The organism is Serratia sp. 506_PEND, assembly GCF_001076875.1.
GTDB classification, from domain to species: Bacteria; Pseudomonadota; Gammaproteobacteria; order Enterobacterales; family Enterobacteriaceae; genus Serratia; species Serratia marcescens.
In genome coordinates this window covers 50310-65304 of record NZ_JVEL01000325.1, presented here as the reverse complement: position 1 = coordinate 65304, position 14995 = coordinate 50310, and the positions used below count along the sequence as shown (strand labels likewise).

Annotated in this window: 14 protein-coding genes; 2 read left to right on the top strand and 12 right to left on the bottom strand. The window is 54.1% G+C overall.

Annotation, left to right across the window (positions count from 1 at the left end):
- A partial coding sequence (locus ADK28_RS32135) for a hypothetical protein (RefSeq protein WP_065429413.1) occupies positions 1-458 on the top strand: 458 nt, incomplete at its 5' end.
- Positions 459-560: 102 nt separating this feature from the next.
- On the opposite strand, the gene ADK28_RS09540 is transcribed toward ADK28_RS32135, so the two are convergent.
- On the bottom strand, positions 561-806 hold the full coding sequence (locus tag ADK28_RS09540; RefSeq protein ID WP_048795548.1) for a helix-turn-helix domain-containing protein: 246 nt from the start codon (positions 804-806) through the stop codon (positions 561-563).
- A 229-nt stretch (positions 807-1035) separates the two neighbouring features.
- Between ADK28_RS09540 and ADK28_RS09535 the strand changes: the two genes are divergently transcribed.
- Positions 1036-2052, top strand: coding sequence for an IS110 family transposase (locus ADK28_RS09535; protein WP_048795547.1), 1017 nt, complete (start codon positions 1036-1038; stop codon positions 2050-2052).
- A gap of 1109 nt (positions 2053-3161) precedes the next feature.
- Here ADK28_RS09535 and repA read toward each other — a convergent pair.
- The 11 genes from repA to traW all read right to left on the bottom strand — a co-directional run bounded on the left by repA (position 3162) and on the right by traW (position 14993).
- Positions 3162-4046 (bottom strand): plasmid replication initiator RepA, encoded by an 885-nt coding sequence (gene repA / locus ADK28_RS09530; RefSeq protein ID WP_239686231.1) that lies wholly within the window; start codon positions 4044-4046, stop codon positions 3162-3164.
- 281 nt (positions 4047-4327) lie between these two features.
- Positions 4328-4588, bottom strand: coding sequence for a replication regulatory protein RepA (locus ADK28_RS09525; RefSeq protein ID WP_048795546.1), 261 nt, complete (start codon positions 4586-4588; stop codon positions 4328-4330).
- Between the two features lie 191 nt (positions 4589-4779).
- Positions 4780-5310 (bottom strand): phospholipase D family protein, encoded by a 531-nt coding sequence (locus tag ADK28_RS09520; protein ID WP_414711741.1) that lies wholly within the window; start codon positions 5308-5310, stop codon positions 4780-4782.
- Complete coding sequence (locus ADK28_RS09515) at positions 5310-5657, bottom strand: hypothetical protein (RefSeq protein WP_004966284.1); 348 nt, start codon at positions 5655-5657, stop codon at positions 5310-5312. The genes ADK28_RS09520 and ADK28_RS09515 overlap by 1 nt, the downstream gene beginning before the upstream one ends.
- Positions 5636-7852: an F-type conjugative transfer protein TrbC gene (gene trbC, locus ADK28_RS09510; RefSeq protein WP_048795544.1), complete on the bottom strand. Its 2217-nt coding sequence runs from the start codon at positions 7850-7852 to the stop codon at positions 5636-5638. The genes ADK28_RS09515 and trbC overlap by 22 nt, the downstream gene beginning before the upstream one ends.
- Positions 7839-8885: a DsbC family protein gene (locus ADK28_RS09505; RefSeq protein ID WP_048795543.1), complete on the bottom strand. Its 1047-nt coding sequence runs from the start codon at positions 8883-8885 to the stop codon at positions 7839-7841. The genes trbC and ADK28_RS09505 overlap by 14 nt, the downstream gene beginning before the upstream one ends.
- 109 nt (positions 8886-8994) lie before the next feature.
- On the bottom strand, positions 8995-10080 hold the full coding sequence (locus ADK28_RS09500; protein ID WP_204375372.1) for a conjugal transfer protein: 1086 nt from the start codon (positions 10078-10080) through the stop codon (positions 8995-8997).
- Positions 10081-10297: 217 nt separating this feature from the next.
- Entirely contained in the window at positions 10298-10933 is a 636-nt protein-coding gene (excA, locus tag ADK28_RS09495) for a plasmid IncI1-type surface exclusion protein ExcA (RefSeq protein WP_048795541.1), read from the bottom strand.
- Positions 10934-10996: 63 nt separating this feature from the next.
- A complete protein-coding gene (locus tag ADK28_RS09490) occupies positions 10997-13141 on the bottom strand; it encodes a DotA/TraY family protein (protein ID WP_048795540.1) in 2145 nt (714 codons plus the stop codon).
- A gap of 93 nt (positions 13142-13234) precedes the next feature.
- Positions 13235-13795 (bottom strand): conjugal transfer protein TraX, encoded by a 561-nt coding sequence (gene traX / locus ADK28_RS09485; protein WP_048795539.1) that lies wholly within the window; start codon positions 13793-13795, stop codon positions 13235-13237.
- Positions 13785-14993 (bottom strand): conjugal transfer protein TraW, encoded by a 1209-nt coding sequence (traW, locus tag ADK28_RS09480; RefSeq protein ID WP_048795538.1) that lies wholly within the window; start codon positions 14991-14993, stop codon positions 13785-13787. The genes traX and traW overlap by 11 nt, the downstream gene beginning before the upstream one ends.
- Positions 14994-14995: the final 2 nt, after the last annotated feature.

Sequence of the window (14995 nt, the reverse complement as noted above, 5' to 3'; positions counted from 1 at the left end):
TGGGCTATACCCCTGAACTGCATCAGATTTGGACCGGCACCACGGATAAAGAACTGATGGCATTAACCCAGGAATATCCGGGGTTTTACCGTTACGCCCTCATCATGGAAACTGCGTTCGAGCAGGAGAGCCAGAGGTCATCCCGATCTTATGACGGCATGCCTGAATTCTCTGCAGCCCATAAACACACCATGGAACAGATACTCACCACGGCCGCAACCCTGGAACGGGGATACCTCGCTTATCAGGGCAATGCCCTGTCGGTGTTTGATGAACAAATAATCCGGCTAGGCCAATCGTTCAAATTATGGCAGGAATGCGTAGAAGACTTCAGGAAAGTGCTAAATGCCGATGAGAACGTCCCCCCCATGCAGCGTGACTACGTTCATGCGGGGCTGACACGAATTGCCGATCGGCTCATGGATTTACAGGCAAAAATCCAGATGCATAGAAAATGACGTCTATGCCGGAACCCCCGAAAATTCCGCTTCATTTTTCACTTCCGGCGACAACTTATTTGGCTCTATGGGGCGAAGCTGCAAAATGCGACATTTATTTACTCAGCCAGTGGAGATGTCGCCCGCCAGTATTCTGATCCGTTGACGTAGAGTATCAACCGGCAGAGTATCAATGTCCGGTAGCATGGCCACCAGGGACAATGCCTGGATAGCCAACACAATAACCCTCGGCGGCTTAGTCTGCTCATAACGGATGTAAGTACGCATCGAGATACCAAACTCCTCAGCAGCCCGTTCCTGCGTCCAGTCAAGCCCCGTCCGCCAAAGCTTTAACTCGAATCCCGTCATATTCAATCACCCAAAACATGCCAATTTGTCACATTATATCTTTATAACCTTGTTTTTCATACCAGGCAAAATTTTGGCGGGTTCCCGCTGAGAACCTAGGCAGGGCGTCGGAAATTTCGAATGAAAGGGACATCCCCATCCAGGAATCACCTTCTGACAGGTGTTCGAGGATAGTAAAAATGGCAGGATAAGGTATCAGTCCTTATCCCCAATCCTGAAGGAGATTCTCATGACAATCGTAACCATTGGGATCGATCTGGCAAAAAATATCTTTGCTGTGCATGGTGTCAACGCGGCGGGCAAACCTGAACTGGTTCGTTCTGACGTCAGACGCGCTAAGTTGCTCGCGCTCATCGCCAATTTGCCACCATGTCTGATAGGAATGGAAGCATGTTCAGGAGCTCACCACTGGGCCCGCGAATTCGGGAAGTTGGGGCATACGGTTCGGATCATGGCACCAAAGTTTGTTGCGCCATATCGGATGGGCGGCAAACACGGAAAAAATGACGCTGCTGATGCCGCAGCAATCTGTGAGGCAGTCACCAGACCAAATATGCGTTTCGTACCGATTAAAACCATCGATCAACAGGGAAAATTGTTTATTCATCGGGCGCACCAGGGTTATGTGGCACAGCGAACAGCACTCATCAATCGAATCCGGGGCATATTGAGTGAACTTGGTATAGTCCTTCCCCTGACATACAAAACGTTTTATCAGGGAGTACACCAGACACTGGAGGAGCTACCAGGTTACTGTAATCTGGTTATCGCTGAGCTGATTAGCGAGCTCGATCATGTTCAGGAACGAGTCGTGCAAAGTGAGCGCCAGATCCAACAACTGGCCAAGGATGACACACTGGCTCAACGATTGATGCAGTTACGAGGTATAGGGCCAGCAACAGCCACTGCTATTGTCGCCAGCATCGGCAATGGGCATGATTTTAAAAACGGACGTCAGTTTAGTGCATGGTTGGGGTTAGTACCCAGGCAGAATAGCTCCGGTGGAAAGACGAAACTAGGGAGGATCACTAAGGAAGGTGACTCTTATTTGCGCAGACTGCTGGTTCTTGGAGCCAGAGCATTACTGGCAAGTGCGGTAGGGAAAAACGATCCTGTCAGTCGCTGGGCTTTGCAAATACGGGAACGTCGAGGTTATGGCCGGGCACTGGTCGCCATAGCGGCAAAAAATGCACGTATGTGTTGGGCAATGTTGCACCTGCAGGATGAATTCAGAACTCCAGTATAGTACTGATTAAAATGAATAATACCACCGCGTGATAAGTAACTGTTGATGAGTTAAAGGTTAGGACCTACGCCAGAGGGTACTCGTGGAACCGCCAGGACAGATTATCCAAAAAGATTGATGTCCGCATTTCGAATGGAGTCTCCGGCGTGCGTCTTTCATCAGGGTCCGTAGCCAGTCAGAATTGGCGTGCTGCATTTATGACCGTTTATAGGCTCGCTGTCCGCAATCTTTTATCTATATCAACGGATATGTTACGCATAAGAATCGGTATTGACTATTGAGGGATGTCCTTATAGGCGGTTGCGGCGAGCAGGCATAAAATCGTAAGTGTTGGGTTTAATGCGCGTTAGCGCATGAAGGCGACAAACATGGCCATAAAGAACTCAAATGATGAGGGTCGCCGGTAACCCGGCGAAGCCGGTTCCGGTTTGATAGATTTCGCCTATCCCATCCCTCGTCCTGAAGAGCCAACCCCATTAACAGCGTCACAGAACTGTTTTTGCGCGGTCGGAGTGGTCACGGCAAGGCGTAGCCGCCGCCGGGGCGTATCTCCGCGTTGGTGCCCGTTTACGGGCGCTTACGCGCGTGTTAACAAGACTTGCCGCAACACTTCTGACAGCACAACAAATTTTAGTTACAGCATCCATCTTAAAGCCACTCTGTTCCGGGCCTTTGGCCCGGGGCGGGGCGGCTTTGGGGTGGCTGAGTTGTGAGAAGGTGTATGAGTTAGTCGCGTGACTTTTGCCCGCCGTTGGCGGGAGCTACTTTTAAGGCGCTTGCGCCGTTTCTGAGCGGCGCGGGTTTACCCGCTGCAAGTGAAGGCATTATCCACAGAGCAGAGCTCTTGTAAGGTCTTTTTAGGTCTAAATGAAGTTACAGTTACTTTGCATGTAATCCTTAGTAGGCATTTATCTTCATAGAGTATTTGCATCTATATGTGGAAAACTCGGAACGACTGGCCAGATCCTTACACCTGCTGTCGGTTTGGCTGACTGGCCCGCAGAAAAATGGTACCTAAGAGTCAATTCAGGAATAGTGGGCGTGCCGAGGCCTACGCAATCAAGCGCATCAATGGCGGGAGGGCGGAAAGCCGGGCAAAAGAGAGGGGGTTATGGTGTATCTGGTGGGGCTGACGTGGCCAGTTTGCGCAGGGCATGATAGCGCTGATCAACCTGCCGCTTTAGCGCCAGGTGGCCCATGGCCTCCAGCTCATCCTTGCTGTACATCTTTATCAGACCGTTAAGGATCTCAGTGCGCGCCTGCTGGCGCTCCATCTGCAGCAGTTTTTGCGCTTGCCGCCGCTGTTGTTTGAAGGAACGGTGACGCGCCCGGTGTTCAAAGGCCCGTTTGATATGCTGCTCCTTGGCACGCCGGCGGGCCTCTGATAGCGTTATCGGGGCTTCGCCCTGTTTGACCAGCCCTTGATTCATCCACGCCAACTGCTGATTCTGCGCCGCCTGATACTTGCCCAGCTCGTAACCGATCAGGACAAAGAACAGCTCGGTTACCCAGATGATTTTGGGAATGTGGGAACGGCTGGCTTCATCCCAGGCACGTTCACAAGCGAGGGCACCCAATTCTTCCAGAGTGGTGATCGCCCGGCTGGCGCGTGAGATACTTTTCTTGTCGCCACTACCGGTCGACAACCCACACCAGTCGGAAAGCTGTTCAACGCTGGCCTCAACCTTGCCGGTCACAATATTCAGACGATCGGACATCGCCACCATCAGCGCATTGATCGCTCTGGCCCGGTGTTCATTCATACGTTTAAAGACCGGCCGCGTCAGTCCGGTTTTCTGCTGGACGCGGGGTGTGGTGTACCAGGCTTCATGTCTGGCAGGCTGATTCTCACGGGCAGCCGTCACCAGCGCCCGGATAAGGGCAGGTTTGTTCGCCCCAGCCTTCGGAGGCTGGTAGGTGGGGAAAGGATTGCTAACGTAGCAGCCCCGTGAACGGGCTGATGTCGCTTGTTGGATGGTTGAGCGGTTATCCACCACTCCCTGCACTTAAGTTGCACAGGAGGAGTTGACCTTTAAAAGGCATAAAACTATACTCCCTGCATAGAGCAACGCTTCTATACAGTTTTAAGTGAGCCCCGTTAATCTTCTCAGTCGCCAAACTTAGCGAAGATTATCGGGGTTTTTGCTTTTCTGGATTCGGCTCAAACTGCCTCAGAACCCATTCCTTGCCACCTTACGGCGTGGCCAACCAAAAAATTCTTCAAACGATCAGTAATCTAGCACTCGCCAGTACAACTAGCAAGAATGTGAACCTTTTACATTCTGCTGTTTCTGCGGCCCGTCTCAATTTCAATGAGTTTTTCGATCATCTGTCCCTGAGTTAAACCCTCTTCTTCACATAACTGTAGAAGTTGGTCTTTCATGGGATTTTTGATAAATACATTCACTTCTTTATGAGTCTCGCGCTTACGGGCTATCGCCGCCAACTGCCTTTCAGTAGCTGACATAGGATTACCTTTACGGTAAGAGCGCTTCGTTTTCGATGAGGAAGTAACTGCGTTTACGACCTGTGGCATTTCTGCCTCCCCAAGGATCTGAAAAGGATCGTTTGGCAAAGCGTACTACAGAATCCGTAAGTTAGCAGCATAAAAAGCATTTTTCAGTCCCGTTGGCGCGGGATGACAGATAAAAATGCAGGAAGAGCGGACGACCTGAGCCCAGAGGATCAAGCCGTCATAGGGTTACAGAAAGGCATGGGGGGGACATTTCAATACGACGAACGCCACTCCTTTCCGATATCCCAGCGCGATTGCCAGTGCGCCAGGTAGGTTTGTGCCACGCCAGGCATATCACGCAGCACCAGCGCATTTTCTGAGTTGGACCGAGCCGCAGCACGGGAATAGTTGAATGACCCGGTCTCGACATTCACCTGGTCGGTGATAATCAGTTTGTCATGCATTATCTTGAAGTTATCGACGGTACGAACTGGAATACCGGCATTGACCAGCAAATTCATCGCCGCCTGGCTGGCTTTGTTCTGGTTTCCCTTCGCGTCCAGCACCACTTTCACATCAACACCCCGGCGCTTGGCGCTCGTCAGTGCCTTCGCCACCTCAGGGGAGGTGAACGAATACCCCATCAGCCGGATGCTGCTCTGGGCATCATTGAGTGTATTCAGCACCAGCTGCAGGGCGCTGCCTTCCGGTGAGAATCCCACCTGCACCGAGGGCGCCGCCATGACGCACGGAGCCAGTGTCAGGGTTGCGACCAGACACCAGGCTTTCAGAGATGTCCGCATCATTTGGCGCCCCCGTAAAACACATTCCCGTTCCTTGAGCTGACGTCGCCCTGGACATGGCCACAGGTGACGTTACCTGCACGCGTCTCGATGTTGCCGGTGACGTTACCGGCCCTGACGTTGCCGTTGGTGCTGCGCACGGTACCCACATTCCCCTGCACCGTCACATCAGCATCTTCGGAATCAATCACCTGCACGTCTCCCACAATCGTAATGGCGACAGCCACCACCTTCCCATCACCCAGCGACACTGTCTGGCCATCCGCAATCACCTGGTTACCGCTGACGCGGATATGATTACCATCGACGACCATTGTCTTGCCGTTTACTGTGATTTTCGTTGCCATTTTGCCTTCTCTTTTGAAGTGTTGTCGGCCGGCTTCTCAACCGGAATATGTTGCATTTGATAGGCCATCAGACGCGGTTGCCCAACACCCAGTGCGGTCGGTGTTTTCGCCTGCACTTGGTAACCTCGCCCGCGTGCCGGCAGATGCGCCAGTGCCGTTTCCCATAGCAGACTGGTGCTGACCGCCGCCGTCGGACGTCGGCGCCAGATATACTGCCACTCGTCTTCCAGGTCATTAATGGCGGCCAGCGCGGGATCGGTCAGCAGCAGGTTCTCCAGATCTGAACGTGCGTCCGGCGCATCCAGCCGGCGGACTATCTGCTGTATCCGGTCAGCCCGTGGATAGCTACGACGAATGGGTGCCGGTGCCTGCGCAAGCAGCGCATTGAGAGACGGCGGGGCCACCTCGATAAAACGGTTAATCTGTATCGCCTCTTTCGTGAACTTGTCGGCGTCAGCGATATAGAGCGAAGCACCACGAATAACCTCTCCCCGGAACAGGGTGATATTCTCGCCCTCCTGCAGTTGCTGCACTTCTTCCACGCTGACCTTCTTTTGCTCGCGTAACTGCAGTTTGTCGTCTTCATCCCAGCGACTGCCCATAACGCCGTTCTGACGCACCATCTGGCTCATTTCCGGCAAATACTCCGTGCCGGCCATCAACTGCAGGATTTCCAGGGTGTCTTTCGGGTCCATGATTTTGCCGGTGATACGCGTGCCCATGTTGGCGATCAACGTCCATACACGGTCACCGGCCGCAGATTTAAGCCGCTGTGCTTCTTGTCCGGCCAGCAACAAGCAATACCCCAGCGATCGGACCTGGGTAGCCAACTCACCCAACTTTTCGGTGTAACAGGCCCCCACCTCATCGGCTATCCACAGAAAGGGGAACCTGTCCTTGTACTTGCGTACGACCATGATGTCTTCCGGCCGCCCCTCCAGTTTTTCACCGAGGTCCTGGCTCAGGATCATCGCCAGCTGCGACACATACAGTCGCCCGAGCGCAGCAGCCTCGGTGGAAGAGATTTCCAGTGCGGGGATAAGGATGACGAGGATGCGATCGCTGTGAACCACGTCTCTCAGGTCGATGTCACCGGCGTCGCGGGCAAATACATGACCGTAGGTGTCATTGAACAGCGCCAACATGCGGGTGAACTGCTGAATGAGGTAACCATGCTGATTAAGCGCCTCCGGCGCCCATTCTGACGGGGAGTCCACCGTGGCCAGGTCAAACCCCGCCAGTGTGCCCAGATAGTTTTCCAGCGGTAATCGCGCCTCATCATGCCACTGCTCTTCCACTGACTGGATATAGAGCCGCGCAATACTGCGCAAGGGGAGATGGGCTTGAATAGTACGCTGCGACATCACCGTCCCTTCTCGCCGGCATTTGTACACCAGGGCAAACACCAGCGCCTGTATCATCGCCCGCGCTTTCTCCTGCCAGCCGCCATCGTTGCCGGCCGGTGGCAACATCGAATCCATCAGGTTAATGATGTAGGTTTCTTCAGCGATGCCAAAAGCATTGACCGTATTGGTTTGCGGTCGGTTTTTGACATCTTCCAGCAGCTCCTGAGCCCGCGAACGGCCGCCAGTGATGAAGTTCATCATCCGCAGATCGTCTTCACGGCCAAAGCGCCGGGCCATAGACGCAATGGCCAACGCCACGTCATTCTGTGCCTTGGCGTCGGAATAAATCAGCCCCTTGCCGAGAGCGAGTTGGTTGAGCACATAACCCAGCAGCGTTTCCGTCTTGCCTGCACCGGTGGTGCCAAACATCAGGATGTGCCGCGTCATATCATCCATCGACAACCACAACTCACGCCCCGCATCACGCCCACGCAGATACCCCAGATAGAGGATGCCGGCCGCCTTGCCCATGGCGATACGCATGACCGTCACGGGTAAGAAACCAAACAGCTTGCCCGGCACCTGCCGCTGTGTAGAAGGGTCGAGTCGCTCCATATCGGTAGGCATACGCATCGGCATCTGCCAGGGCTCCATCAACATAGCAGGCGCCCAGAACATCATCACGGGCAGCGTTAACCACAATGTGACCGGCCAAACCACACCGGCGATGACAGCCCCTGTCATCCCCAGCGCCAGCCCTCCCGGGGACAACATCCAGTCCCCCAGTGCTGAGTGATAAACACGGCGGTTAACGCGGTTGCGTTCAACGCCATAGTCAGTGGGTTGCATCCGGCGTCTCCTTCTCGCTCAGGAACTGGCTCAGTTGGGCTGGATCTCGCAGGACTGCCTGGGGCACATAACGACCATCATCCGCAATCACCCATGGCGTACCCGGAATACGATAGGCCTGATAGGCCACCTCGTTGACGCCCAGTGCCTTTTCAGCCACATCACAGGTGCTGTCGGCTTTCTTGTCGACTGGGGGTTGTTTACCCAGCTGCAGTCCATCCGTACCAACAGTAAATAATGCCTGCCAGGCAGCTGGCCGTTGCTCCGGCGGCAAGCACAATACCGGGGTGATAGCAGCAATGGATTTTTCGCGCCCAATCACGGCCACCGGGAAGACGACCACGTTCGCCAAATGGGCTGCAGCCACTAATGCCGGCTCCAGATGCCGGCAATTCGGGCAGTTGGGATCAGCAAACACGTATAAGGTGCGGTCATGGCCAGAGGAATAGTTCACGGTGAACAATTGGCGATCGGCAGCACTTTTCAGCTTCTGCGGCAGGGTAGCCCGGACTGACGCCGGCAGTGCCCAGCCATCTTCAGGCGCGGCCGCCCGTGCTGGCTGGACGGGTACAGGGTTTTCAGGACGTACGGCATCCGTGGTGGCGTGCGGAGGAAGCGCCGGAGGAAAACCCAGAGGCGGTGGTGCCAGGCTAACCTCTGGCCCCAAGGGTGCAACCTCCCGTGACTGCGCCAGGTAAACACCCAGCATGACCCCGACAAACAGCAACGCACCGGCCATCGTCAACCGGGTACCCCATCGGGAGCGCCATTTTTCCGCCTGCTGCAGCTGTGCCCCGGACAAGGCCGCAAGCAGCTGGTCGTTGCCACCATTGGCGCTGGACTCAACCGTAAATACATTTCCCAACTTGTCGCAGCACATCACCCCGGCGTCAGACAGGAAAAAAGTCGGCTGGCGGCGCAGATCGACAGTACACAAAGTACGGCCACCGCCGTTCTCCCCAGTACGTTGAACGACTAACAAATTATCGCGGATGTATACGGAGAAAGGCGCATAGCTTGATTTTGCACGCATGGAATATCCTTTTAATTCAAATACGGGTCGACACCAGAGCCTGATTAGCCTGGCGTACAAATGGGGTAAAATTCGGTGGGTGTGATCAGATAAATCAAGAGGAGTGACGCTAAGGTGCAGTTGCCTCCTCGCTGTCCGGCGGGTCGGTAATGGCATAAACAGCTGACATCACCGACTGTTCTGCCGCCTGGCGACGACTAATCACCACCGGTGTATACGGATAGACCAGACCCAGACTTTCCAGATCGGCCTGCAGCCCTTCAACAGCTTGCTCCACCATGATGCCCGGACGAGGCAATCCCAACTTGCCGGCGCGCACCTCGGCCCGAGCCTGAGCAGCAATACCGGCACCTTCGACAAACACCTTGGCGGTATCTGCCGAATGCAGGCTATACCACAATGTACGGTCAACACCCTTGAGCCAACGAAAACGCGCCGGTGGCAATCGCAGGTCACGGGCATACAACCCAACCAGCGCACTGCGCACATACCCGTGACCAGCCAACCACTCGTTGACCCCTGGCGCTTGAACCACGCGTTCAAAAGCTGCATTGGCCAACGGGAACAACGGCACAGGTGAAACCCGCTTGCGTCGTAAAAAGCGCCTCACTACACAGGAGCGATTCAGGTCATCCAGCAACCGTGACGCCGCCGCCCGATCGTTCAGGAATACCTGCAGACCAAACACTGCCAGCAGGGCGCGTTCATAAGGATGCCAATTTGTCACATTGCACATTGTTTTTCCCAGTTGCGCAGTGAAGACCTCCGCTGCGGCAGTCCGATCGAGCGTCTTGCGTTGAACGAGTTGATGTTGCGTGGTGAAGTCTTCAGGTTTCAGCGCCCAAACATTCGCCGGCGCGGGATCATTCATCAGGCCATCCGGCCCGGATGCCATGGCCAGAACAGGCATCACTGAGGGGGCAAAGCCACTGACCAGGCCCGGCAACGTATGGACATTGATAGGCCGTTTGCTACGAAAAGCCAGAACGGGGTGCTGCGCCAGCGCGATAAAGCTGGCCACAACGATCGGCACCAAGAACAACAGTAAGATACCTGAAGTGGCGTTCATCACATTAAGCCACTCATCGAAGGTAACGCTGTCGGCGTGATTGGCCGTGTCGGCCAGCAGGTTAATTTTTCCACCGGCCCAGTTATGGATGCGGGGAACATCTACCGCAGTCCAGAGCCAGTACAAGACCCAGCAACTCCCGTACACAAACGAATCAAAAAATAGCCAGCACAATAGAACAGCAGCACAGAAGGCCAGGAACATTTGCCCTTGATCGCCGTCCCACGCGCTCTGCGATGGGCGGTTATACATAGAGGAACTCGCAAAAAAGAACACCGGCTAAAAGCCGGTGTTAAGGGTGTTTGCCACCCGATGAGGTGACTAGAGGGGGATAAGGTACGACTCAGGCCAGGCGAGGGATCGCGATATGGTTTTCACGCTCCAGCTGCTCACGGTGAATATCAACATACTCAGAGAACGGCATCGCCGGCTGATATTGCTTGAATTCCATAGAACCCAGCGTATCAAACCAGCGTTGGGCCCACGGAGTAGCAATTTCAATGCGGGGCAGCTCAGGGAGCTTGGTGTAAAGACGTAACATTTTTCCTTCCACTTCCCGATTGGTCCAGTCGTTCATATCCAGTCCAATCACATCCACTTCACCTTTGCGGATACGATGCACGTAAAGGATGGTGCCGCGCTTGATATCGATACCCAGATATTTACCATCACCTTCATGGAACATCTCATACCCATGTTCTGGCATAAAGAAATCGGGATTTTTTATATCATTGGTAATGATTTTCAAAAGACGGCGCTTTTTTAAAACATGAAAGAAGAATACAGCAACCGGGATTATTACCCCCATCCAGATTGTTCCAACGATAATATATATGTCGCTACCTGTCTTACCTGGGGCACTAATGGCAAACAGAGATAAAAGCCCCAATATGAGCAGACACGGGAGAGCAACTATCCCATAAGCAAGTTTGATAAGGAAAAAAGTGAACTCTTTCCCTGTTTTTAGTCGCTGAGCCATAAAATTCCCTCCTCTATGATTGAATACATTATACCCAACCACTGTGTATTTGTCAGGGGGTTTCTACTGTATTCCATCAGTTTCATTACCCTTTCCAGACCGCTTCGGCATATTACGAATACCAGGAATTCGCTGCGAACCCGTACCTGCAGCACCGAACATATTTTTCATATTATCGACCAAACCGCCCATAACATTATTCCCTTCACGACCGCCGAGGAACGAAATCACATAGTCCGGCAGTGAAGCCTGTAAGCTGAATAAGCGTGTCACGCCAAAGGTGGCAATACGCGCATATATCATCAACCAGCCAACCATCTTGACCAACCCCATAATCGAGTCCGCATTGGCGTTGGCCAGGGCTGAAGCAAACAACAGATTGAGTACCGTGCCGCCGGCAATCGCCGCCACAGAGGCAAAGAAAAAACCCAGCACCATCAGCGAAGGCCGCAACATCATGTCGATCAGGAAGATATAGCCATACGCGCTGCGACTCCCCTTGTCTTCTTCTGCCCCCAGATGCGTCGCTGACCACATTGGCCCTGCTGCGCACCCAATCAGCACGCTGACAATCCAGTTAAAGAAGCCCGTCATCCAGAAAACAAAAGGGACTGCCGGCAAAAATACCGCCAGTGAGAACCCGATAGCCAAAAGCGCAAACATAAAGAAGTAAAACATCGGTGCCAGCGCGCCCATCACATCCTTCACCACTGCTCCGGCATCAACCGCAAAGATCTTACTTGCCCACCCCACCGGTGAGTTACTGGCCGCCGAAGCAATCGCCCAGGTGCCGGCATAGGCTGCCATCAAGGTTTCTGTGGTACCCAGCGTATAATCGCCTACTTCTTGCATTTTAATCAGTGGGTTAACTTGCTCAGTGTAGTCTGAGTTTGCACCTATATTTCTCGTTGCTATAAAGTTAGTTAGCCTTTGTATAGGACTTTTTAATATGCCAACAAATACAGAGTTGGGCTCTTGAGCTGCACCGGCTGCACTAATCTCGCTCTCCGTTTGTGTTCCCAGGGGGGGTGTATAGGTACTGTTCTGTACCTGTGCGCGATAGGCGGTAAACACCTGGTTGTACAAGTCTCCCGTACCGTGCTCACCCACCCCACTCATGCCGCTGGTGATCGGCGTGGCGTTGGCCACATCGTTGGTTTTACTGTTGGCGGTCGCGAAGGTGTGATACCAGGCTCCCAGAGAAACCCAGCCATAACTCTTGATCTGATTAACCAGTTGGCTCTGCAGCGAATCCTTGTAGTTGATCTGGTTCAACGCTTTGTTGACCGTATCTTCATAATCGGCCGCCGCATTCTGGATGTCGGTTTCCACATCCTGAAAACTGCCACTGTCCTGATCCCGTTTACTCAAATAGGTATCGACGAAGTCCATTGCCGCGCGATCCAGCGACGCCTGCATCCTGTCCAGCGCCTGCTTTTGTGACGCCACGACACTGTCGGTATCGACCTTGCTGTCAAACAACAAGTTCCATACACCGCTACGGGCAGAGTTCGGTGTTTTCGCCGACCCGCAAATGGCACTGCCATTACCGGTCTCATACTCACCGTTGCCCCCTTTCGTACTCATCATGGGCGTATTCGCTTCCCCTGACGCATAAAGAGCCTGCAGTTCGCGGTTGATGGCATATTTGCACAGGTTCATTTCAAAAATGGCCCGTGCAGCTGAACGGGTCGCCGGCGCGGTCGGCTGCGTGACCATCGAATACCCGCTGGCCATCATATCTGCCGCTTTATCTGTCAACAGGTTAGCGCTTCCGACGCCCATCACCGATGCGGCCCACAGCATCACCAATTGCGAAATCGACCACCCCGAGCCTGTAGGCACCAGCGTGATAAAGCCCGCAAAGGTCATAACCGGATACAGCATCGAGCGAGCACCATTAAACACACGCCCCTCATGTCCAGCCTTCACGACGGTTTTCATCGTCACGGTCAAAAACCAAAACAGGGCTATGGCACAAAGCACACCGTTAATAATGGCAAATAGCGAGCCAATCAACGTTTGTTGCCCGGGGTTAAACGGATGTAGAACCACATCCCCAAAGATCATGACCAGCGCCTGGCGCGATAAGTCATTGGTTTTCTGTGCAGCGTCTGCGATGGTCTGATAATTCACACCATCAGCGAACGCCGGCCAGGAAAAGACCAGCAGCAAGCCTGCTGACCACAGCCTTTTGAGAAATTTCATCGTGTTGTCCGTATATTATGTCCCCGGCAGCTCGCAGGGCAGAAGGCAGGGAAGTGAATGAGGCGTCAAAGGGGGATAAATGCAGTCGGGCTGTCAGCGCCAATAGCCTAATGACACTACTTGCCGGCAACAGCGATTCTCCGACCGGAAATCACCGAACGTCCCCTTTTCTTCTTTACTGACGCGCTGCGTATTGAGTTGCCACAGGCGATACGTCACGATCAGCGCTTTCACGAACCCTGCAGCCCCTAACAACGCCAAAATCAATGACGCAATCGTCGCACGCAGCAGGACCGAGCCAGGCAGGGAGACTAAACTCACCATGATCATCAGTAACAAAATCAAGGAGAGTCCGCCGCAAACCAGCATAAGGAACCACCAAAATGCCCGGATGCGGACATAGTTGGTGCGAAGCTGCTCAACCGAAACGCCCGCTGCCGCCACGGCTTGTGTCCAGGTCAAAGCTTCACGGTCAACCTGACGACGTTCGCGAACCACCTCCCTTACCCGCCCCAGGTTGTTCAGTATCGGCCGCATGCTACCCCGGTAAATAACGCCCAAGTCAGAGAATGGGTTTACCAATGACAGCCCTACTTTCCCAACACGCCGCAACGAGGAGGTTCCGGTTTTCTTATCGTCACGTTCAGTTTGCATTAGCCGTTACTCCCGCACTCATCTGGTTGGAAAGCTGCTGCAGCTGCGGCGCATATTGTGCTTTCGCCGCCATGGCCAATTGCTGACCGCCAATAACATTTGCCTTGCGTAACTCGTTTTTAATGCCCAATTGCAACCAGTTACCCAGGCTCTGGACACGCACCAATTCACGCATCAGATTGTCGCCATTCATCGCCTGCAGATCGGTTTCATAAGCGGTATTGGCGTAACGTCGGCCGACTTCGAAAGACTCATATTCCCGCTCACTCATCACCCCGGACTTTTGCGCTTCCTGGCTCGCCGTCGCTGAAAAATACTGACTGGCCGATGGACTCTGTAACGACTCACCTAACGCATCCCGGGTCGCAGGATTAGGCTGACTGGCCGCGATCATGTCCAACTGGGGCTGCGAGGCCGCGCTCTGTATTGATTTGTATTGTGTTAGCAATCCCTGATATTCGCGGCCTGTGGCCGATTGAATATCGCCTTTCCCCGGCGTACGCCCCGCATCATGGCGGGACGAGTTTTTCATGTAGGCCATCGCCGCATCGACCTGCTCTTGATTGAAGGTCAGGTCAGGTGCCTTACCAACAGCGCCAGCGCCATCCATCAGGGAACGCAGCTCGATATCACCGCCGGGCAGCGGAGAGACCTGTGGACACAGGTCTGTCCCCCCATAGGTTGCCGCTTCCTCTGCCGTACAGTAAGCCGCATGTACCGCCGCACTGCGATATCCACCCTGACGCGGCGCCACCGGAAGGGACGCCACGCTCTTGCGCACCATTTCGCTGCTGACGCCCCCGCCGCCAGACAGTCGGGAGGCGCTGGAACGGGTCTGCTTACTGACCTGCGTGGCCATGCCGGACGCCGATTCGCTGCAGATACTGTCCGTTACCGTGAAGCTGTCACGGGCACGCTCCAGACGCTCTGTCTGACGCCCAAAAATATCGGACTCTCGCTGTGCGCGGGCTGCCTCCGTCACCGCTGACACCTGTTTGTCGCTGGCCTGCACGATGGCGGTGCCTATCTGGGTTTCCGTCGTGAGGATCTCTGCCAACGTGGCATTGATGGTGCCCATTGCTGGCATAACCTGGAACTCAATCGGCGCACTGCCGGATACATAAACGGTATATGCGGCCGCGGGCTGGGTCAGTACCAGACTGACCGCCAGCGCGACCACTGTCGCAGAGTATTTCATGA